14 protein-coding genes are annotated in these 20680 nt (G+C 71.1%); 4 read left to right on the top strand and 10 right to left on the bottom strand.

Translation table 11 applies throughout. The features are described from left to right. Entirely contained in the window at positions 1 to 2970 is a 2970-nt protein-coding gene (locus AC5Y4S_RS04870; RefSeq protein ID WP_500030424.1) for a PE family protein, read from the bottom strand. Between the two features lie 151 nt (positions 2971 to 3121). Here AC5Y4S_RS04870 and AC5Y4S_RS04865 point away from each other — a divergent pair, with 151 nt between their 5' ends. Next, positions 3122 to 3994 carry a D-alanyl-D-alanine carboxypeptidase family protein gene (locus tag AC5Y4S_RS04865; protein WP_500030420.1) on the top strand — a complete coding sequence of 291 codons (873 nt, stop codon included), beginning with the start codon at positions 3122 to 3124 and terminating at the stop codon, positions 3992 to 3994. Between the two features lie 7 nt (positions 3995 to 4001). On the opposite strand, the gene AC5Y4S_RS04860 is transcribed toward AC5Y4S_RS04865, so the two are convergent. From AC5Y4S_RS04860 to ffh, 5 genes are all read right to left on the bottom strand, one after another. After that, entirely contained in the window at positions 4002 to 4604 is a 603-nt protein-coding gene (locus tag AC5Y4S_RS04860) for a TetR/AcrR family transcriptional regulator (RefSeq protein WP_500030417.1), read from the bottom strand. Position 4605: 1 nt separating this feature from the next. Further along, entirely contained in the window at positions 4606 to 6411 is a 1806-nt protein-coding gene (locus tag AC5Y4S_RS04855) for an N-acyl-D-amino-acid deacylase family protein (protein WP_500030415.1), read from the bottom strand. A 92-nt stretch (positions 6412 to 6503) separates the two neighbouring features. Then, positions 6504 to 8045 carry a serine/threonine-protein kinase gene (locus AC5Y4S_RS04850; RefSeq protein WP_500030413.1) on the bottom strand — a complete coding sequence of 514 codons (1542 nt, stop codon included), beginning with the start codon at positions 8043 to 8045 and terminating at the stop codon, positions 6504 to 6506. 37 nt (positions 8046 to 8082) lie between these two features. Next, positions 8083 to 9159 (bottom strand): metal-dependent hydrolase family protein, encoded by a 1077-nt coding sequence (locus AC5Y4S_RS04845; protein ID WP_500032169.1) that lies wholly within the window; start codon positions 9157 to 9159, stop codon positions 8083 to 8085. Positions 9160 to 9172: 13 nt separating this feature from the next. After that, positions 9173 to 10729, bottom strand: coding sequence for a signal recognition particle protein (ffh, locus tag AC5Y4S_RS04840; RefSeq protein ID WP_500030407.1), 1557 nt, complete (start codon positions 10727 to 10729; stop codon positions 9173 to 9175). Positions 10730 to 10816: 87 nt separating this feature from the next. Here ffh and AC5Y4S_RS04835 point away from each other — a divergent pair, with 87 nt between their 5' ends. The 3 genes from AC5Y4S_RS04835 (at position 10817) to AC5Y4S_RS04825 (ending at position 14930) form a co-directional block, all read left to right on the top strand. Next, positions 10817 to 11614 carry an alpha/beta hydrolase gene (locus AC5Y4S_RS04835; RefSeq protein ID WP_500030405.1) on the top strand — a complete coding sequence of 266 codons (798 nt, stop codon included), beginning with the start codon at positions 10817 to 10819 and terminating at the stop codon, positions 11612 to 11614. A 140-nt stretch (positions 11615 to 11754) separates the two neighbouring features. Then, positions 11755 to 13452 carry a DEAD/DEAH box helicase gene (locus AC5Y4S_RS04830; RefSeq protein WP_500032167.1) on the top strand — a complete coding sequence of 566 codons (1698 nt, stop codon included), beginning with the start codon at positions 11755 to 11757 and terminating at the stop codon, positions 13450 to 13452. Between the two features lie 95 nt (positions 13453 to 13547). After that, a complete protein-coding gene (locus AC5Y4S_RS04825; protein WP_500030400.1) occupies positions 13548 to 14930 on the top strand; it encodes a 13E12 repeat family protein in 1383 nt (460 codons plus the stop codon). A 4-nt stretch (positions 14931 to 14934) separates the two neighbouring features. On the opposite strand, the gene AC5Y4S_RS04820 is transcribed toward AC5Y4S_RS04825, so the two are convergent. From AC5Y4S_RS04820 to ftsY, 4 genes are all read right to left on the bottom strand, one after another. Next, on the bottom strand, positions 14935 to 17370 hold the full coding sequence (locus tag AC5Y4S_RS04820) for a [protein-PII] uridylyltransferase (RefSeq protein WP_500030396.1): 2436 nt from the start codon (positions 17368 to 17370) through the stop codon (positions 14935 to 14937). Between the two features lie 45 nt (positions 17371 to 17415). Beyond that, on the bottom strand, positions 17416 to 17754 hold the full coding sequence (gene glnB, locus AC5Y4S_RS04815; RefSeq protein WP_068101997.1) for a nitrogen regulatory protein P-II: 339 nt from the start codon (positions 17752 to 17754) through the stop codon (positions 17416 to 17418). Further along, positions 17751 to 19133: an ammonium transporter gene (locus AC5Y4S_RS04810; protein WP_500032165.1), complete on the bottom strand. Its 1383-nt coding sequence runs from the start codon at positions 19131 to 19133 to the stop codon at positions 17751 to 17753. The genes glnB and AC5Y4S_RS04810 overlap by 4 nt, the downstream gene beginning before the upstream one ends. 187 nt (positions 19134 to 19320) lie before the next feature. After that, complete coding sequence (ftsY, locus tag AC5Y4S_RS04805; RefSeq protein WP_500030391.1) at positions 19321 to 20640, bottom strand: signal recognition particle-docking protein FtsY; 1320 nt, start codon at positions 20638 to 20640, stop codon at positions 19321 to 19323. Positions 20641 to 20680: the final 40 nt, after the last annotated feature.

The following is a 20680-nucleotide window of genomic DNA, read 5'->3' as shown; positions in this document are numbered from 1 at the left end:
TTAGCCGGGCTGGCCCGGCTGGCCGCTTGTGCCGTTGCCGGCAGGGCCGGTGCCGCCCACACCGCCGGGGCCGCCCGGACCGGCGGGTCCGATCAGCCCGGGCCCGCCGCCGTCGCCACCGTCAGCGCCGTCTCCGCCGTGGCCGGTTGCGGAGTTGCCACCGGCGCCGCCCGTCCCGCCGTCGCCACCGATGCCGATGCCGATCACCTGACCGCCGGCGCCGCCCGCCCCGCCCGCTCCGCCCGTGTCCCCGGTGCCGGGTTCGCTGCCGGTGACGGCCCCGGAGATTCCGCCGGCGCCGCCGGCGCCGCCGTGCCCGCCGATGCCGAACTCGCTGGTCCCGCCGGTAGCACCGGAGCCACCGGCACCACCGACGTCGCCCGTGGCGATCGTGCTGTTGGTGACGGCCCCAGCGGTCCCGCCGGCGCCGCCGGCCCCACCGGCCCCGCCGTTGCCGAACACGGGGCCGACGCCGCCGGTCCCGCCGGCCCCACCTGCTCCACCGATGTCGCCGAAGGAGATGGCGCTGTCGGTGACGGCCCCGGCAGCACCCCCGGCGCCGCCGTTGCCGCCGTTCCCGCCGTTTCCGACGTCCCCGGCAACCTTGCCGGCGCCGCCGGCCCCGCCGAGCCCGCCGATGTCGCCGGTGGTGACGGTGCTGGACCCGCTCGCGGCCCCACCTGCTCCACCTGCCCCACCCGCGCCGCCGTTGCCGCCGTTCCCGCCAAACCCGGCATGGTTCGCGGCGCCACCCGCCCCGCCGGCACCGCCGTCGTCGCCGCTGATGACGGTGCTGGACCCGCTCACGGCTCCGCCCGCTCCACCTGCCCCACCCGGGCCGCCGTTGCCGCCGTTGCCGACGTACCCGGCTATGTTGCCGCGGCCGCCCGCCCCGCCGGCACCGCCGTCGTCGCCGGTGGTGACCATGCTGGATGCGCTCACGGACCCGGCGTCGCCGCCATGACCGCCGGCGCCACCGTTACCACCCGGACCGAAATTCCCGCCAATGTTGCCGGCGCCGCCGGCCCCGCCGGCCCCGCCGTCGTCACCGACGGTGACGCTGCTGTTGCTAATGGCCCCGCCATTACCGCCGGCCCCGCCATTACCGCCGTCACCGCCGTGGCCAGCCAAGATGTCCCCGCCGAGGCCGCCGGCGCCGCCGTTGTCGCCGGAGTGGACGGTGCTGTCGGTGACGGTCCCGGCGGAGCCGCCCGCCCCGCCGTTACCGCCGTGGCTCGCGAAGAACTCGGTGCCGACGACCGGGCCGCCGGCGGCGGTCCCGCCGGCACCGCCGGCACCGCCGTTGTCCCCGGTGGAGACGGTGCTGGATGCACTCACGGCCCCGCCGTCACCGCCATGACCGCCGGCACCGCCGTTACCGCCGGCACCGAAATACCCCATACGGCTGCCGGCACCGCCGGCACCGCCGGCCCCGCCCACGTCGCCCGTGGTGACATCGGAGCCGGTGACGGCCCCGGCGCCACCGCCGTTTCCGCCGTTACCGCCGGCACCGCCGTTACCAACAAACCCAGATATGGCTCCAGCGCCGCCGGTACCGCCGGCCCCGCCCACGTCGCCCGTGGTGATGTGGGAGCCGCCGGTGACGGCTCCGGCGCTACCGCCGTTGCCGCCGTCACCGCCGGCACCGCCGTTGTTGAAAAAGCCGGCAAGCTCGGCGGCACCGCCGGCGCCGCCCGCCCCGCCGGTATCGCCCGATGCGACAGTGCTGTTGGTGACGGTCGCGCCGGCACCTCCGTCACCGCCGACACCGCCGGCACCACCGGCACCGAATATCGCGGCGAGGCCACCAGCGCCGCCGGCGCCACCGGCTCCGCCGGTGTCGCCGGAGTAGACGGTGCTGTTGGTGACGTTCCCGGCGGCACCACCGGTCGCGCCGGCACCGCCGTTACCGCCGTGACCGCCGAAGGCGAGACCACCGACGCCGCCGGCGCCACCCGCCCCACCCGTGTCGCCGGAGTAGACGGTGGCGCTGGTGACGGCCCCCGCGGCGCCACCTGTCCCGCCGGCACCACCGTCACCCGCTCTGCCGATCAGCCCGGCGCCCGCCCCGCCGACACCGCCGTCACCGCCGGCCCCGCCGAAGTCGCCGGATAAGACGGTGCCGCCGCTGATGGCACCGCCGTCCCCGCCCACGCCACCGTTACCGCCGCGCCCGCCCTCCCCCACGAGATATCCGCCGCGACCGCCGGCCCCGCCACCTCCACCGGCCCCGCCGTTACCGGCGGCGACGGTCGCACTGCCGCCGGCACCGCCGTTGCCACCGGCGCCCCCGTTGCCCAGAAAGCCCGCGGACCCACCGGCGCCACCGCCCCCGCCGGCGGCGCCGTCGGTGCTGGCACCACCAGCCCCGCCCATGCCGCCGTTGCCCATCAGCAATCCGCCGGCCCCGCCGTTGCCACCGGCACCGCCGTTGGCCCCCGCGCCGCCGGCACCCCCGCTACCGATCAGCCCGCCAGCCCCGCCGGTGCCGCCCTGTCCAGCCGCGTCGGTCGCGCCGGCCCCACCATTGCCGAAAAGGATCCCGCCGGGACTGCCATTGGCTTGCGCCAGTGTGCCGCCGGCTATTCCGTTGGCGCCATCACCGATCAACGGGCGCCCCAACAACGCGTTGGTCGGCGCATTGATCGCCCCGACTGCGTCTTGCTCCAGGGTCTGCAACGGATTGGCGTTGGCCGCTTCGGCGGCCGCATACGAATGGCCCGCGTCGGTCAACGCCGCCACGAACCGGGTATGAAACGTCGCCGCCTGAGCGGTGAGCGCCTGAAACTGTTGGCCCTGACCAGAAAACAGCGATGCGATGGCCGCCGACACCTCGTCGTCGGCCGCCGCGACCACATCCGTGATCGAGGCCGCCGCCGCGGAATTGGCCGCGCTGATCGACGCGCCGATGCCGGCCAGATCCGAGGCCGCCGAGGACACCGTCTCCGGGATCGCCGCCAAGTACGACATCGTCGCCCTCCAACCCGGTAGTCAACGAATCACCACACGGAAGCGTCGAACGCTGACGCTAGCGAGATTGGGCGGTCCGCGAGGACTTTCGACACCCTGATTACTGGCAGCGGGCCCGTCGCACGGACCCGGAAGGTTAAACTGTGCGGCCATGCGCAAGCTCATGGCCGCCGTCGCCGCCCTGCTGGCGGCCGGTGCCATCGCGGGAGCGACGCCTTCCCGGGCCGACAGCACGCAGCCGATCGGCTCGGTGCCGATCCCGGACGGGCCGGCCCAGACCTGGATCGTGGCCGATCTGGACAACGGTCAGGTGCTGGCCGCCCGCGACGCGAACGTCCCCCACCCGCCGGCGAGCACCATCAAGGTGTTGTTGGCACTGGTGGCGCTGGACCAGGTGAGCCTGGACTCCACCGTCGTCGCCGATGTCGCCGACACCGAGGTTGAGTGCAACTGCGTCGGCATCAGGCCGGGCCGCACCTACACCGCGCGCCAATTGCTGGACGCGTTGTTGCTGGTTTCCGGCAACGACGCGGCCAACACCTTGGCGCACCTGCTCGGCGGCGCGGACGCCGCCGTGGCCAAGATGAATGCCAAGGCCGCGTCCCTGGGCGCGACGAGCACCTTCGCGGCGACCCCGTCCGGCCTCGACGGCCCCCGCGGCTCCGGAGCGTCGACGGCACACGACCTGGCCGTCATCTTCCGCGCCGCGATGGCCAACCCGGTGTTCGCGCAGATCACCGCCGAGCCGTCGGCGATGTTCCCCGGCGACCACGGCGACGAACCGATCACCAACCAGGACGAACTGCTACAGCGCTACCCCGGCGCCATCGGCGGCAAGACCGGCTTCACCGACGCGGCGCGCAAGACCTTCGTCGGCGCGGCCGCCCGCGGTGGTCGCCGGCTGGTGATCGCGATGATGTACGGGCTGGTGAAACAGGGCGGACCCACGTACTGGGATCAGGCCGGCAGCCTGTTCGACTGGGGCTTCGCGCTCAACCCCGAGACCGGTGTGGGCTCGCTGTAACCGGTTCTCACAAGCCAACATTCGGCAGCGCCGCGCGCATAAGCCCCGTCAGCACCGGTATCCGCCGCTCCGCGATCGCCGGCTGCGGCAGCACCCCCTCCACCACGGCGGCGCCGTCGAACACGTTCGTCATCAGCGCGACGACCACCGGGAACGTCTCCTCGTCGATTCCCTCGGCGCCGGGCATCGCCCGCGCGGCGTCGTGGATCTTCGCCGAGTACTGCCCCAGCTCGTGTTGCAAAGTGTCCCTGAGCTTTTCGTCGGTGCGCGCGGCCACCAGCAGCTCGTAGAGCACGGCGTTGGTGGGGGCGCTGGTGATATCCCGCAGAATCGCCAAGGCGGCCTCGAAGGCGGCCTGGTCGGCCGGAATCTCGGCAACCCGCTTGGTGAACGACTCCAGCTGACGGCGCAACACCTCGGACGCGGTCGCCGCCATGAAATCGCCCATGGTCTCGAAGTGGCGGAACAGGGCGCCGACGGAAACCCCCGCGCGCTTGGTGATCACCGCGGCCGACGCCCGTGCGTAGCCGACCTCGATGATGGTGTCGATGCACGCCTCGAGGAGCCGGGCGACGGTTTCCTCCCGGCGCTGCTGCTGGGTCCTGGCCATGTCAGGCCCCGACTTTCTCCACGCTGCGGCCCAGGCTGCGCTGGTCCGCCCGCAGGTAGCGGCCCGACTTCACGGTCTGGCCGTAGCCCTCCCGGAATTGGCCCGCGCGGAAGACGACCTCGCCACCCACACCGGTCGCGACGACTGCGTCGTCGTTGCGATTGACCATGCGCCGCAGGCCGCCGTAGAACGGCACCGCCTCCTCGTGGTAGCCGTCCACCGATTCGTTGAGGCCGGCCGGGTCGATCACGACGAAGTCCGCGCGGTCGCCCTCGCGCAGCGTGCCGGCGTCGATGCCGAACCACTGCGCCAGTTCGCCGGTCAGCCGGTGCACCGCGTGTTCGGTGGACATGAACGGCGCGCCGGCCCGGTGCGCGTCGCGAACGCGCTTGAGCATCTTGAGCGGGAAGTTGTAGAACGCCATGTTGCGCAGGTGCGCCCCGGCGTCGGAGAAGCCCATGTGGATGCTGGGCTCGGCGGCGAGCTTGTTGAGCTGCCGGGGCCGGTGGTTGGCGACGACGGTCGTCCACCGGACGTTGCGCTCACCGTTTTCGACGAGCACATCGAGGAACGCGTCCAGCGGGTGCAGCCCGCGCTCGTCGGCGATCGCGCCAAAGCTCTTGCCGATCAACGACTTATCGGGGCACTCGACGATGACCGCATCGTGGAAGTCGCGGTGCCACAGCGATGGCCCGAGCTTGATCCGGTCGAACTCGCGCCGAAACTTGCGGCGGTAGTCCTTGTCGGCCAGCAGCTCGTTGCGCTGCAGTTGGTCGCGCAGGTGCAGGGCGGCCGTCCCGGCGCCGAACTCCTCGAAGACCGGCAGGTCGATGCCGTCGGAGTAGAGCTCGAACGGGACCGGCAGGTGCTGGAAGCGCACCCGCGAACCCAGGAACTTGTTCAGCAGGCGGGTGCCGAGCCCGAAGGTGTGCACGGCCAGCGGCATGGACTTCGCATCCGCCGACACCAGCAGGCTCATCCGAACTGCCTTGCGCCACCCCAACATTGGGCTGCTGGCCAGAAAGAACAGCAGTGCGGATTTCGAGTCCTCGACGTCGGGCGCGCTCTGCAGGATGCGGCCGCGCTTGCGCAACACCTTGATCAGCCGGCGCCGCTCCCGCCACGTCGCGAACGTCGACGGCAACGCGCGCGACCGGAAGCGGTCGCCGTCGAGTTTGTCGATGGCCGCGTCCATGCCGGACATGCCGAGCATCCCGGCGTCGAGGGCCTCATCGAGCAGCGCCGCCATCTTGTCCAGCTCGGCCTCGGTGGGCTTGACCGTCTCGTCGGTGGCGCGATCGAGACCCAGCACCGCGGTCCGCAGGTCCGAATGGCCAAGCAGCGAACCGACATTCGGCCCGAGCGGCAGGGCGTCGAGCGCCCGGATGTAGTCCGCGGCCGTCGACCACGTCTTGTGGGAATCCAAAGCGCCGTAGACGTATTCGCGCGGCACCGCCTCGACCCGGCTGAACAGGTCGGCCGCATCCTCGGAATCGGCGTACACCGTCGACAGCGAGCAGTTGCCCAGCAGCACCGTCGTGACGCCGTGGCGCACCGACTCCCGCAGCCCCGGGTCCAGCAGCACCTCGGCGTCGTAGTGGGTGTGCACGTCGATGAAGCCCGGCACGATCCACTTGCCGGCCGCGTCGATCACCTCCGGGCAGCCGGTCTCGTCCAGCGGCGTGCGGGACACGGTGGCCACCACGCCGTCGCGAATTCCAAGGGTGCGCGTCTGCGGCGCACGGCCAGTGCCGTCGAACCACAGTCCGTCGCGAATGATCACGTCGTAGGCCACCGTTGCCTCCAAGCTGGTCGGGTGCCAGGAACCGTAACATAGATAGCAAGTACTCGCAATCTTTTCGCCAGGCGTGTCCGGCCGCGAGAAAATGCCTGGTCAAGTCAGCGAGGGGGATCGGGCACCGTGACACCGGGCGGCACGTCGCCGCTGCGGGTGGCCTGCGCGGGAGCCCGGAGCACCGCGCCCTGCTGGTCGCATTCGTTGCTGCGCACGGTGACGGTCATTTCCCCGGCGAGCCCGCCTTGCGGGCGCGGCCGCAGCGACAGCACCTGCGTCGTGGCCTGCGTCCGCTCGGCGCCATCGGGCGCGATGCAGGGGAACGTTCCCTCTTCCGCCCGCGACACCCAACGACCATCGCGGAATTGCAGCACGACCGGCTGCGCGACTGTCGGCTTCGCCTGCGTGTGGTCGTTGTCGTCCAGCGGCGCGCCGACGGCGGTGCAGGGGCCGGGCGCGCACGACGAGCGAAAGGCCCACCAGGTGGTCACGTCGGGCGGCTGGGGCTCGGGCGTGAAGTTGAACGTCTGCCGGCTGCGCTGCACCTCGAGGCGGTAGGTGCCGTCGAGCGGGATCGGGGCGGCCGGCGCGCTCACCGTCGGATGGGCGGCGGGGGCGGCGGTCGCGTCGGTCTTGCGCTCGCCGACGAAGCCCGCGACGAGCAGCCCACCGACGACCACCAGCGCCGCGGCGCCCAGCGCGATCCTGCGGCGGCGGTGCGTCCTCGGTGCGGCCGCCGGAGCCTTGGCCGCATCGGGTGCGGGCGCCCCGGAACGATCCGCGACGAAGTCGTCGGGGCGGTCGGCCAACGGGGCCGCCGCGGGCGGGACGGGGCAGGAGTAGGCCGGGTAATCGGCCACGAGGACGGCCTCGGGGCTGCGGTCGCGGCTACGGGCGCCCGCCTGGTCGTTCAACGCCTCGGCGAATTCGCCGCAGGTCTCGAACCGGTCGCCGGCGCTGGTCGCGAGCGCGCGGGTGAACACGACGTCCAGGCCCGCTAATTCCGGGCGCAGGTCGCTGAGCGCGGTGCCTGGTGGCGGCGGCGCGCCGGCCAACAGGTGGAACGCGGTGGCGGCCAGCGCGTACTGGTCGGCGCGCCCGTCGGCGCCGTCGCCCGCCAGTTCGGGCGCGGCGTAGCCGGCCGTGCCGAGCCGGCCGCCTATGCCGAAGTCGGTCAACAGGGTCCGTTGCTCACCCTCCCCGCGGCCCGTCAGCAAGACGTTGGCGGGCTTGACGTCGCGGTGCAGCAGTCCTCGTTTGTGCGCATAGTCGAGCGCGTCGGCGACGGCGGTCACGATGGACAGCACCTCGCCTACTGGCGAGACGGCCGGGAATCGATCGGAGATCAGCCGCGCGGCGTTGATGCCCTCGACGTACTCCATCGCGACGTACAACTCGTCGTCGAACTCGCCGCGGTCGCGGACCTCGACGATGTTCGGGTGATAGAGGTTCGTGGCGATCGGGTTCTCCGCCCAAAACCTCCGGCGGAACTCGCCGTCCGCCGACAGCGCCGGCGTCAGGACCTTCAACGCCTGCCAGCGCGACGAACGGGGGTTCTGGACAAGATAGACCGCACCAGTCGCTCCAGAACCCAGCCTCCGCGCGACCAGGTAACCGGCGAAGGTCGCGCCGCTGGCCAACGCCATCACGCGATCCTAACCACGATCGCGGCGCCGCGCGCGCCTAGCCATGTGGCCGAAAGGCCTTGCCGCGCAATATCACCAGGTCCGGCCGGTTCAGCAGGCCGGGGCCTTGTCTGGGGTCCTCGGAGTAACACAGCAGGTCGGCCGACGCCCCGTGATCCAGGCCGGGCCGGCCCAGCCAGCGACGGGCGTCCCAGGACGCCGCGCCCAGCGCCTCGGTGGGGCTCATCCCGATGCCCTTGAGGGCCTCGACCTCGTCGGCGATCCGCCCGTGCGCGATCATGGTGCCCGCGTCGCTGCCGGCGTAGATCGGCACGCCCGCCTCGCGCGCCGCGGCCGTGCGCGCCGGGCACCGCGCGAGCAGGTCGCGCATGTGCGCGGCATAGGCCGGGTAGCGCGCCGCGGAGTCCGCGATGCCTTGGAAGTTCTCCAGGGTGTTGATCAGCGTGGGCACCAGTGCGGTTCCGTGCTCGAGCATCAGGGCGATGGTGTCGTCGGTGAGCCCGGTGCCGTGTTCGATGCAGTCGATGCCGGCGTTGAGCAGGCCGGGCAGCGCGTCCTCGCTGAAGACGTGCGCGGTGACGCGAGCGCCGTGCGCGTGCGCGGCGTCGATCGCGGCCTTGAGCACGTCGTCGGACCACAGCGGGGCGAGGTCGCCGACGCCGCGGTCGATCCAGTCGCCGACGAGCTTGACCCAGCCGTCGCCGCGCTTGGCCTCCCGGGCCACCGCGTCCGGCAGCTGGGATTCGTCCTCGAGTTCGTCCGCGAAGCCGCGCGAGTAGCGCTTGGGCCGGGCCAGGTGCCTGCCGGCCCGGATGATGCGGGGCAGGTCGTCGCGCTCGTCGAGGCTGCGGGTGTCGGTCGGTGAGCCGGCGTCCCGCAACAGGAGCGCGCCGACGTCGCGCTCGGTCTCGGCCTGGCCGATGGCCTCCTCGAGCGGGATCTCGCCGTCGTCGCCGAGACCGACGTGACAGTGCGCGTCCACCAGGCCGGGCACGATCCAGCCGCCCTCGAAGACGGTGTCGGCGCCCGCAACCGGTTCGGCGCTGATGCGGCCGTCGACCACCCACAGCTCGATCTCGGTCTCGCCGGGCAGCTCCAGGCCCCGCAGGCGCATCCGCACGGCGCGGCTAGTTCTTGCCGGGGTTGCCGGGGAACTTGAGCTTGGACAGGTCGAAGTCGGCCAGGCCGGGTGGCAGCTCGTCGAGGCCCTTGGGCATCTGCGACAGGTCGGGGAAGCCGGCGGGCATGCCCTGCATGAGCGGGTTCCTGGCCTTGGGCGGCGTCGGGCCCCGTCCCCCCTTCTTGCCCTTCTTTCCCTTCGCGCCCTTGGCCTTTCGGGTTGACGACTTGCGACCCAGACCCGGGATGCCCATGCCGCCGAGCATGGACGACATCATCTTGCGGGCCTCGAAGAAGCGGTCGACCAGCTGATTGACCTCCGACACCGTCACCCCGGAGCCGTTGGCGATGCGCAGCCGCCGCGACGCGTTGATGATCTTCGGGTCGGCGCGCTCCTGCGGCGTCATCCCGCGGATGATGGCCTGCAGCCGGTCGAGTTGCTTGTCGTCGACCTCGGCCAGCGCGTCCTTCATCTGGCCGGCGCCGGGCAGCATGCCCAACAGGTTGCCGATCGGACCCATCTTGCGGATGGCCAGCATCTGTTCGAGGAAGTCCTCCAGCGTCAGCTCGCCGGTGCCGATCTTGGCGGCCGCCTCCTCGGCGCGTTGCGCGTCGAAGACCTGCTCGGCCTGCTCGATCAGCGTCAGCACGTCGCCCATGCCCAGGATGCGGCTGGCCATCCGGTCCGGGTGGAAGATGTCGAAGTCCTCGAGCTTCTCGCCGCTGGACGCGAAAAGGATTGGGACGCCGGTGACCTCGCGGACCGACAGCGCGGCGCCACCGCGGGCGTCACCGTCGAGCTTGGTCAGCACCACGCCGGTGAAGCCGACGCCCGCACCGAACGCCTCGGCGGTGGCGACGGCGTCCTGGCCGACCATTGCGTCGAGGACGAACAGCACCTCGTCGGGGTTGACGGCGTCGCGGATGGCCGCGGCCTGCGCCATCAGCTCGTCGTCGATGCCCAGCCGCCCCGCGGTGTCGACGATGACGACGTCGAAATGCTTGGCGCGGGCCTCGGCGAGGCCGGCCGCGGCGACGGCGACGGGGTCGCCGGGTCCGGACTCCGGGGACGCGCCGGGATGCGGCGCGAACACCGGAACCCCGGCCCGCTCGCCGACGACCTGCAGCTGGTTCACGGCGGCCGGCCGCTGCAGGTCGCACGCCACCAGCAGCGGCGTGTGTCCCTGGCCGCGCAGCCAGGCCGCCAGCTTGCCGGCCAGCGTCGTCTTACCGGAGCCCTGCAGACCGGCGAGCATGATCACCGTCGGCGGCGTCTTCGCAAACGCCAGCTGGCGCGTCTCCCCGCCCAGGATGCCGATCAGTTCCTCGTTGACGATCTTGACGACCTGCTGCGCCGGGTTCAGCGCGCCGGAGACCTCGGCGCCCTTGGCGCGCTCCTTGATCCGGCCCACGAACGCCCGCACCACGGGCAGCGACACATCCGCTTCCAGCAGCGCCAGCCGGATCTCGCGGGTGGTGGCCTCGATATCGGCGTCGGTCAGACGACCCTTGCCCCGCAGCCCCTGTAGGGCACCGGTCAATCGGTCGGACAGCGATTCAAACACCCCGCCAGCCTAGTGGTTGGAGCGATTGCCGAGCGTGCGGCACCGCAGGGGCTTGACGTCGCGACGCCAGCGAAGAAAAGTCGGCTCATGCTCGAGGTGATCGACAAGGGTGCGTGCACCGATGCCCACCCGGTGCCGCTGCTGTTCGTGCACGGCGGCTGGCACGGCGCGTGGTGCTGGGACGACGGCTTCCTGGACTTCTTCGCCGACACGGGGTATCGCGCGGTCGCGATGAGCCTGCGCGGGCACGGCACCAGCCCCACCGACAAGCCGCTGCCGAAGGTTTGCATCGAGGACTACATCGACGACGTCCGTTCGGTGGCCGACGACCTGGGCGGCGCACCGGTGCTGATCGGGCATTCCCTGGGCGGCTACACGATCCAGCGCTACCTCGAAGACCGAACGGCGCCGGCGGCGGTGCTGGTGGGCTCGCTGCCGCCGTCGGGCGTGCTCGGGGCGGCGCTGCGCGTCTGGCGCCGGCGGCCCTGGATGACCGTGCACTCGTTCAACGACCCCACGCTGGTCAAGTTCCTGCGCACGTCGGGCCTCGCCCGCGCGTACCTCTTCTGCAAGGACACGCCCGAGGACATCGTCTTATCTTGCTGGCACCGCGCCGGGCCCGAGAGCATCCGCGCGGCGATGACCGACCCGATGTTCCGCCGGGTCAGAACCGACCGCGTCACCACCCCGATGCTAGTGCTCGGCGCCGTGCACGACGGCTTCGTCAGCGTTGGCGCGGTGCGCGCCACTGCGCGCGCCTACCGGACCGAGCCGGAGTTCTTCCCGATGGGTCACAACATGATGCTCGAACCGGGATGGGTCGACGTCGCCAAGCGAATCCACACCTGGCTCGACGCTCGCGACCTGGCGAGCCACGCCGGCTAGCTAGCTCGCGTCGCTGCTGCGCCGAAAAGCGTTGGCATGCTACATTTCACACCCGCCATGGGCCGCGTCGACGCTGTCGGGACACGACCGGGACACGACAAGGCCATGCGCGCGAACCACGTCTGAGGGGAGCGGTGTCGATGCTGTTGGGCAGCGACACGGGCTCGCCGTTGCGCGGCTGGCAGCGCAGGGCGCTGGTGAAATATCTGGCCGCCCAGCCGCGCGATTTCCTGGCCGTCGCCACGCCGGGCTCCGGCAAGACGACGTTCGCGCTTCGGGTGGCGGCCGAGCTGCTCGGTCAACGCGCCGTCGACCAGGTCACCGTCGTGGTGCCCACCGAGCACCTCAAGGTGCAGTGGGCGCTGGCGGCGCAGCGACACGGCCTCGCCCTGGACCCGAGGTTCTCCAACACCAGCCCGCAGACCTCGCCGGAGTATCACGGCGTGATGGTCACCTACGCGCAGGTCGCCGCGCACCCGACGCTGCACCGCGTGCGGACCGAGCAGCGCAAGACCCTGGTCATCTTCGACGAGATCCATCACGGCGGTGACGCCAAGACCTGGGGCGAGGCCATCCGCGAGGCCTTCAGCGACGCGACGCGCCGGCTCGCTTTGACGGGCACGCCTTTTCGCAGCGACGACAGCCCCATCCCGTTCGTCACGTACACCTCCGGCACCGACGGGGTGCTACGGTCGCAGGCCGACCACACCTACGGCTACACCGAGGCCCTCGCCGACGGCGTGGTCCGGCCGGTGGTGTTTCTCGCCTATTCCGGGCAGGCCCGCTGGCGGGACAGCGCCGGCGAGGAGCACGCCGCGCGACTGGGCGAGCCGCTGTCCGCCGAGCAGACCGCACGCGCGTGGCGCACCGCGCTCGACCCCGCGGGCGAATGGATGCCCGCGGTGATCGCGGCCGCCGACGAGCGGCTGCGCCAGAAGCGGGCCCACGTGCCCGACGCCGGCGGCATGATCATCGCCTCCGATCGCACGGCGGCCCGCGCGTACGCCGCCCTGCTGAAACGGCTCACCTCCGAGGCGCCGACGGTCGTGCTGTCCGACGATCCCGGATCATCGGCGCGGATCACCGAATTCGCCGAGAGCACCAGCCGGTGGCTGGTCGCGGTGCGCATGGTCTCCGAGGGTGTCGACGTCCCCCGCCTGTCGGTCGGGATCTACGCCACCAGCGCCTCCACGCCGCTGTTCTTCGCCCAGGCCATCGGCCGGTTCGTGCGCTCGCGCCGGGCCGGCGAAACCGCGAGCATCTTCGTGCCGTCGGTGCCAAGCCTGCTGCAGCTGGCGAGCGAGCTGGAGGCACAGCGCAACCACGTCCTCGGCCAGCCGCACCGCGAGGACGCCGACCCCCTCGACGGCGACCCCGCCGTGCGCGCGCAGACCGAAAAGACGGAAACGGAAAAGGGTTTCACCTCGTTGGGCGCCGACGCCGAGCTGGACCAGGTGATCTTCGACGGGTCCTCGTTCGGCACCGCCGCCCCGGCCGGCAGCGAGGAGGAGGCCGACTACCTCGGCATCCCGGGGTTACTCGACGCCGAGCAGATGCGCGCCCTGCTGCACCGGCGCCAGGACGAGCAGCTGGCCAAGCGCGCCGCCAACGCTGGTGCACCGGCTCCGGTTCCGTCGATGCACGGCCAGCTGCGCGAGCTGCGCCGCGAGCTCAACACGCTCGTCTCGGCGACGCACCACCGCACCGGCAAGCCGCACGGCTGGATCCACAACGAGCTGCGCCGCCGCTGCGGGGGCCCGCCGATCGCCGCCGCGACGCGGGAGCAGATTCAGGCCCGCATCCAAGCCCTGAGGCAGTTGAACTCAGAGCACTCCTAGTCCTGGGTCAGCCGCACTTGTCCACAGTTGCGGTTTTATCCACAGATTGGTGTTCGACCGGCCTGATTCGCACGTTTGTTCGATAGGTTGGGGGTGTGGGATTCATCAGCGCCGAGGCAGCAGCAGAGCGGATCAGCGCCGCGCTGGACGCGATCGACGCCGCCCACGACGTGTTGCGGGAGACTTCGTCGGATCTGGTGGTCAACGACGTTCGCGTCGCGGTGGCCGAGCGGCTCGAAACCCAGCAGCGGACCAACCGGGGATTGATGTATCGGTTCTTCGGTGAGATCGCCGAGCCCCCCGACGGTGCGGAGTCCACCCCGGGGCTGCGGGGTCGGGTGTGCGCGCGGCTGCGTATCACTCCTGGGGAGCTGACGCGTCGATTTCGGCTGGCGGCCCGGATTCGGCCGCGGCGCTCGCTGACCGGCCCGCCCCTGCCGCCCGAACTGGAGATGGTGGCCGGCGCGGTCGAAGCCGGCGCACTGGGCGAGGACCACATCCGGGTGATCTGTCACGCCCTGGATGTGCTGCCCGCCGCGGTGGCACCGGCCGACGTGGCCGAGGCCGAACGCGTCCTGGTCGAACACGCCTCCAAACTGGACTCCGGAGTGGTGACCCGGCTGGGGCAGCGCATCGCCGACTACCTCAACCCCGACGGCACCTTCACCGACGAAGACCGGGCCCGCCGCCGCAGCCTGCGGCTCGGCCCGCAAGGCCCCGATGGCATGTCCCGACTCACGGCGCTGCTCGACCCCGAGGCCCGCGCCTACTTCGAAGCCATCGCGGCCGCGGTGCGCCCCGGCCGCCACCAACCCGACGGCACGCCGCCCGAGCAGCGTGACACCCGCAGCCAAGCTCAACGCGACCACGACGCCCTCACACTCGCCCTCAAGACGGCGATCGGCTCCGGCGAGCTCGGCACCCACCGCGGGCATCCGGTCACCGTGGTGATCACCACCACCCTGGGCGAACTCGACCAAGCCGCCCACGCCGCCGTCAACCCCGCCATCGCGATGCCCGCCCCGGCGCGCACCGGCGGCGGCTCCCGGTTACCCATGTCGGATCTGATCCGCATGGCCACCCACGCCATCCACTACCTGGCGGTGTTCGACGACCACACCAGCCGCCCGCTATACCTGGGCCGGCAAAAACGCCTCGCCACCGCCGACCAACGCCTCATCTGCCACGCCCGCGACCACGGCTGCACTCGGCCCCACTGTCTCGTCCCCGGCTACCACTCCGAAGTCCACCACGCCCCCGACTGGGCCAACGGCGGACAAACCGACGCCGACAAACTCTTCTTCGCCTGCGGACCCGACCACGCCGGCGCCACCAACGGCGACTACCACACCGAAGTCACCAACACCGGACGCCTCGCCTGGACCGACGGCACCGGACCACCCGAAATCAACCACGCCCACCACCCCGACGAACTCCTCCAAGCAGACCCCGACCCACCCGACGAAGACGAACCGTGAGCGACTACGCCTCCAGGCCGCCGAGCACCGCCATCAGCTGCTTCTCCACCGCCGCCTGTGCGTCGGGCTCGTCGGGCAGCTCCACGCAGAACACGTCGGCGGCGGTCGACCCGAACGTGTGGACCTTGGCCCATGCGATGTCGGCGCCCGCGCGCTCCAGCGCCCGGGCCAGCAGCGCGAGCAATCCCAATCGGTCCATGGCGCGGACCTCGACGAGGGACTGGCCGGACGCGGCGGGGTCGAGCCACTGGACGTGCGGCGGGGCGGTCGACCGCGTGACGGGCACCCCGACCTGGACCTCGCCGGCCCGCTCGGTCGCCGCGCTGGCGGCATCGGTGTCGCGTTTCTCCAGCGTGCCGAGGACGTCGACGTCGCCGTTGAGCGCATTGGTGAACTGCTGGCGCAGCAGGCCGGCTTCGGGTGGCGAACCGAACAGCGGTGACACCACGAATTCGATGATCGCCGCGCCTTCGTGCGTGTTGACCGACGCCGAATGGATGCGCAACGAGTTCAGGGCGAGCACCGCTGCGGCGTTCGACACCAACCCGCGCTGGTCCGGCGCGATCATCACCAGGTTCAAGCGCTCGCCACCGGCAGCCTCGATCTGCACATGCACGCCGTGGTCGGCGGCCAGCGAAAGATATTGCGGCGCAGTCGGTTCCGCCCGCGGCAGCGGCTCGCCCGCCATCACCAGCCGGCAGCGGCGCACCAGGTCCTCGATCAGGGACGCCTTCCAGTCGCTCCACACCCCGGGGCCGGTCGCCTTCGAGTCGGCCTCGGTCAGCGCGTGCAACACCTCCAGCAGCATCAGATCCCCGTCCAGCGCCTCGGATACGGCCTCGATCGTCTTGGGGTCGTTGAGGTCGTTTCGGGTCGCCGCCACCGGCAGCAGCAGGTGGTGGCGAACCAGCTTCGACAGGAACTCGGCATCCTTGGCCGCGACCCCGAGCCGCGGCGCGATTTCGAGGGCCATTTCGGCGCCGAGCACGCTGTGGTCGACTCCCCTGCCCTTGCCGATGTCGTGCAGCAGCGCGCCGAGCGCGAGGAGGTCGGGCCGCGCCACGCGGGTGGCCAGCGGCGCCGCGCTGACGGCAACCTCGACGAGGTGTCGGTCGACGGTCCACTTGTGCGCGACGTCACGGGGCGGAAGGTCCCGGATCGCAGCCCATTCCGGCAACAACCGCTCCCACAGACCGGTCCGGTCCAGCGCCTCGATCGTCGCCACCGTGGTGGGCCCGGCAGACAGCACGACCAGCAGGTCGTCCAAAGCCGCTCTGGGCCAAGGGATTGGCATCTCCGGTGCGACGGCGGCCAGGCGGCTCAGCGTCGCGGCGCCGATCGGCAACCCGGTGTCAGCCGACGCGGCGGCCAACCGCAACACCAGCCCGGCGTCGGTTTCCGGTGCGGCGTCGCGGGCGAGCACGATCTCCCCCGCATACTCGACGACGCCCTCGTCCAGCGGGCGACGCCTGGGCCGGCGCACCAGGGCCGACACGCCACGGCGTGGCAGCGCGTTTTCCGCGGTGCGCAGCCCCGTCTCGGCGTGGTAGGCGATGGTCCGGCCCGCGTCGGACAGCTTGCGGGACAAGTCGAATCGGTCACCGATGTGCAGGGCGGCGCTGATCTCGTCGGCGTACTGGGCCAGCAGCTGATCACGCCCGCGCCCCGAGACGCGGTGCAGCTCGGTGCGCACGTCGAGGAGCGTCAGGTAGGCCTCGTCGAGCGAGCCGCCCGGCGTTTCCGGACGGGCCATGCCGTGGCGGTCGATGAGCTGGGCCACCCCGAGGGCGTCCAGCAGTTGCACGTCGCGAAGGCCGCCGCGACCCGATTTGAGGTCCGGCTCGGCGCGCTGCGAAATCCGGCCACAGCGCTGCCAACGCGCCTGGGTGATTTCGACCAGCTCGCCCATTCGGGAGCGAATTGCGCTGCGCCACTGCCTTCTTGCGCCCGCGATCAACTCCTCCGACAGCCGCGCGTCGCCGGCGATGTGGCGGGCATCGAGCATGCCCAGGGCCGCAATCATGTCGGTGTTGGCGACGCCGAGCGCCCCGGAAACCGTTCGCACGCTGTGGTCGAGCCGAACGTTGGCGTCCCACAACGGATACCACAGCTTGTCCGCGACCTGTTGCAGCACCTCAGCTGCCTTGTCGTCGTGCAACAACATCAGGTCCAGATCCGAATACGGCAGTAGCTCGTGGCGTCCCAGCCCGCCGATCCCGACGATCGCGAAGCCACTGCCGTCGGTGATGCCAATCTCGTCCGCCTTGGCGGTCAGCCACGACTCGTGCAGATCCTGCCACGCGTGCCGCAGCTCGGCGGCCCCCAACGCACGACCATCCGACAGCAAACGGCGCCGCGCGGCAACCAAATCGCTTGCCCCACGGCCGTTTTCCGTGCCCGGTCCAGATGACCCGGACGGGCCGGGTGGGTCCTCTTTCATACCCTCCCGGCCCGTCCGGCCTGAATCAGCAACCTACGGTCAAGGTCAGAGGGCATCGGTCCCGCGTTCACCCGTGCGCACCCGCACGATGGTTTCCACGGGGCTCACCCAGACTTTGCCGTCCCCGATCTTGCCGGTGCGGGCCGCCCGGACGATGCTGTCCACGACCTTGTCGACGATGGAATCGTCGATGACGACCTCGATCCGCACCTTCGGCACGAAGTCGACCGAGTACTCGGCACCCCGGTAGACCTCCGTGTGGCCCTTCTGCCGTCCGTAGCCCTGGATTTCGCTGACCGTCATCCCCAGGACGCCCGCCTCCTCGAGGGCGGTCTTGACGTCGTCGAGGGTGAACGGCTTTACGATCGCGGTGACCAGCTTCATGAAGTCTCTGCCTCCACTTTCTTGACTGCGTCGTCCTGTCCGTTAAGGCTTTCCTCCGCGCCGCCGATCCGGTGCGGAATGGACGAGGCCCCGATAACTGCGAACTCGTAAGCGGTTTCTGCGTGCTCCGACTCGTCGATGCCGCCGGCCTCGGCTTCCGGACTCAGCCTAATCCCGATGGTGTATTTCAGGATAAGCGCCAGGACAAGCGTCACGAGGAACGAGTAGAAGAGGACGCTGAACGCGCCGACCGCCTGCCGCTCGAGCTGAGACCAGCCACCGCCGTAGAAGAGGCCCTTCGAAACCCCGGTCACGCCGTTGATAGCCGTGCTCTCCGGTGCCGCGACCAGGCCGACCAGCAGCGTGCCCGTCAAACCGCCGATCATGTGGACACCGACCACGTCCAGCGAGTCGTCGAAGCCGAACCGGAACTTCAGCCCCACCGCCAGCGCGCACACCGCACCGCCGACGAAGCCGATCACCAGGGCACCGAGCACGTTGACCGACGAGCAGGACGGCGTGATGGCCACCAACCCGGCGACGATGCCCGAGGCCGCGCCCAGCGTGGTGGGATGCCCGTCCCGGATGCGCTCGACCAGGAGCCAGGCCAGCATGGCCGTCGCGGTTGCGATCGTCGTCGTCATGAAGGTCGACCCGGCGGAGCCGTTGGAGCTGGTCGCCGATCCGGCGTTGAACCCGAACCAGCCGAACCACAGCAACCCGGCGCCCAGCATGACGAACGGCAGGTTGTGCGGGCGGAACAGCGTCGTGGGCCAGCCCTTGCGCTTACCCAAGACGATCGCCAGCGCCAAGCCCGCCGCGCCGGAGTTGATATGGACCGCCGTTCCACCTGCGAAGTCGATCGCATGCAGCTTGTTGTTGATCCAGCCGCCGTGCTCGGAGGCGAAGCCGTCGGCCGCGAACACCCAGTGCGCGACCGGGAAGTAGACCAGCGTCGCCCACAGCCCGGCGAACACCAGCCACGCGGTGAACTTCAGCCGGTCCGCCACCGCGCCCGAGATCAGGGCGACGGTGATGATCGCGAACATCAGCTGGAAGGCCACGAAGACGGTGGCCGGCATGGTGCCGGCCAGCGGGATGTCGACTTGGGAGACGCCCTTGGTCGCATCGGCCTTGACGGCGTTACCGCCGATCAGCTTCGCCAGCCCCCAGTAGTCGGACGGGTTGCCTACGACGCCGCCCTTGCTGTTGCCGAACGACATCGAGTAGCCGTAAAGCACCCACAGCACGGTCACCACGCCCATCGCGCTGATGCTCATCATGATCATGTTGAGCACGCTTCGGGTTCGGACCATGCCCCCATAGAAGAAGGCAAGGCCCGGCGTCATTAACAGCACCAGAGCGGAACTCGCCAACATCCAGGCGGTATCGCCCGTATCGGGTTGGCCCAATTGCGGGAATGCCACGCGCTATCACCTCCGGTTGCACAGGAAAGGCCGTCAGACGTCCGTCTGTGGCCTGCGAGAACCATGCGCAATTGTTGTTTCGGCGATGGTGCCGCCGTGTTTCGGCGGTATTAACGTCGCGCTTGACGTGTAAGCGGTCTCAGCCGAGCAGGGCGTCCACGAAAGCGGCGGGTTCGAACGGCGCCAAGTCGTCGGGGCCTTCGCCCAGCCCGACCAGCTTCACCGGCACCCCGAGTTCTTGTTGAACGCGGAAAACGATGCCGCCCTTGGCCGTTCCGTCCAGCTTGGTCAGCACCGCGCCGGTGATGTCGACGACGTCGGCGAAGACGCGCGCCTGGGCGAGCCCGTTCTGCCCGATGGTGGCGTCGAGCACCAGCAGCACCTCGTCGACCGCGGCCCGCCGGGTCACCACGCGCTTGACCTTGTCGAGCTCGTCCATCAGCCCGACCTTGGTGTGCAGCCGCCCGGCGGTGTCGATGACGACGACGTCGGCGCCGGCCGCGATGCCCTTGTCGACCGCGTCGTAAGCCACCGACGCCGGATCGGCGCCCTCGGCGCCGCGCACCACGTCCGCGCCCACCCGCGAGGCCCAGGTTTGCAGCTGATCGGCGGCCGCCGCCCGGAACGTGTCGGCCGCGCCCAGCACGACGCGCCGCCCGTCGGCCACCAGCACCCGCGCCAGCTTGCCGACGGTGGTGGTTTTGCCCGTGCCGTTGACCCCGACGACCAGCAGCACCGAGGGATGATCGGCGTGCGGCAGCGCGCGAATCGAGCGGTCCATGTCGGGCTGCAGCTCGTTGATCAGCACGTCACGCAGCACCGCCTTCGCGTCGGCCTCGGTGCGCACGCTGCCGCTGGCCAGCCGGCTGCGCAGCTGCGTGATCACCGACTCGGTGACGACGGGTCCCAGGTCGGCGACCAGCAACGTGTCCTCGACGTCCTGCCACGATTCCTCGTCCAGGTCGCCGCCGCCGATGAGGCCGAGCACGCTGCGACCGAGCGCGGTCTGTGAGCGGGCCAGCCTTCCGCGGAGTCGCTCCAGCCGGCCTTCGGGTGGGGCGATGGCCTCGATCTCGGCGGCCTCGGACCCCGGCTCAGGCGACGGCGCGGCCTCCGGGACCGGCGGGGCCGCCGGCGGCGGAGGGGCCAGCGGGGCGGGCGGCGGCGCGAGCGTCTCGGGCTCCGGCAGCTCGACGTCGGAGATCGTGCGCCGCGGCGCGTCGCGGGGAACGGTCGCGTCGTCGCCTACCGCGGGCAGGCCGGTGGTGTCGACCGTCGGGGTGCGGCTGAAGGTGATGCCCGACGACGCGGTGTAGCCGCCTGAGCGGTCGAGTGCTTCGGGTTCGGGCCGCGCGAGGCTGATCCTTCGGCGGCGGTACCGCACCAGGCCCAGGACCAGCACGGCGATGACGACCAGGGTAGCGACGACCGCGATCGCGATCCAAAGACCTTGGGACACGGTGGCAATCCTTCCAGCCGCGGTTACCCGGCGCTCAGGC

This window comes from Mycobacterium sp. NGS64 (genome assembly GCF_059812245.1).
The sequence above is the reverse complement of the archived record's forward strand: the minus strand, read 5'-3'. Positions and strand labels throughout refer to the sequence as shown.

Excerpts from the sequence above, each read along its gene's own strand:
- AC5Y4S_RS04850 (WP_500030413.1), bottom strand. The coding sequence starts at position 8,045 with ATGGCGTTGGCCAGCGGCGCGACCTTCGCCGGTTACCTGGTCGCGCGG.
- AC5Y4S_RS04870 (WP_500030424.1), bottom strand. The coding sequence starts at position 2,970 with ATGTCGTACTTGGCGGCGATCCCGGAGACGGTGTCCTCGGCGGCCTCG.
- AC5Y4S_RS04845 (WP_500032169.1), bottom strand. The coding sequence starts at position 9,159 with ATGCGCCTGCGGGGCCTGGAGCTGCCCGGCGAGACCGAGATCGAGCTG.
- AC5Y4S_RS04810 (WP_500032165.1), bottom strand. The coding sequence starts at position 19,133 with ATGTTGGCGAGTTCCGCTCTGGTGCTGTTAATGACGCCGGGCCTTGCC.
- AC5Y4S_RS04830 (WP_500032167.1), top strand. The coding sequence starts at position 11,755 with ATGCTGTTGGGCAGCGACACGGGCTCGCCGTTGCGCGGCTGGCAGCGC.
- AC5Y4S_RS04835 (WP_500030405.1), top strand. The coding sequence starts at position 10,817 with ATGCTCGAGGTGATCGACAAGGGTGCGTGCACCGATGCCCACCCGGTG.
- AC5Y4S_RS04865 (WP_500030420.1), top strand. The coding sequence starts at position 3,122 with ATGCGCAAGCTCATGGCCGCCGTCGCCGCCCTGCTGGCGGCCGGTGCC.
- glnB (WP_068101997.1), bottom strand. The coding sequence starts at position 17,754 with ATGAAGCTGGTCACCGCGATCGTAAAGCCGTTCACCCTCGACGACGTC.
- AC5Y4S_RS04860 (WP_500030417.1), bottom strand. The coding sequence starts at position 4,604 with ATGGCCAGGACCCAGCAGCAGCGCCGGGAGGAAACCGTCGCCCGGCTC.
- AC5Y4S_RS04820 (WP_500030396.1), bottom strand. The coding sequence starts at position 17,370 with ATGAAAGAGGACCCACCCGGCCCGTCCGGGTCATCTGGACCGGGCACG.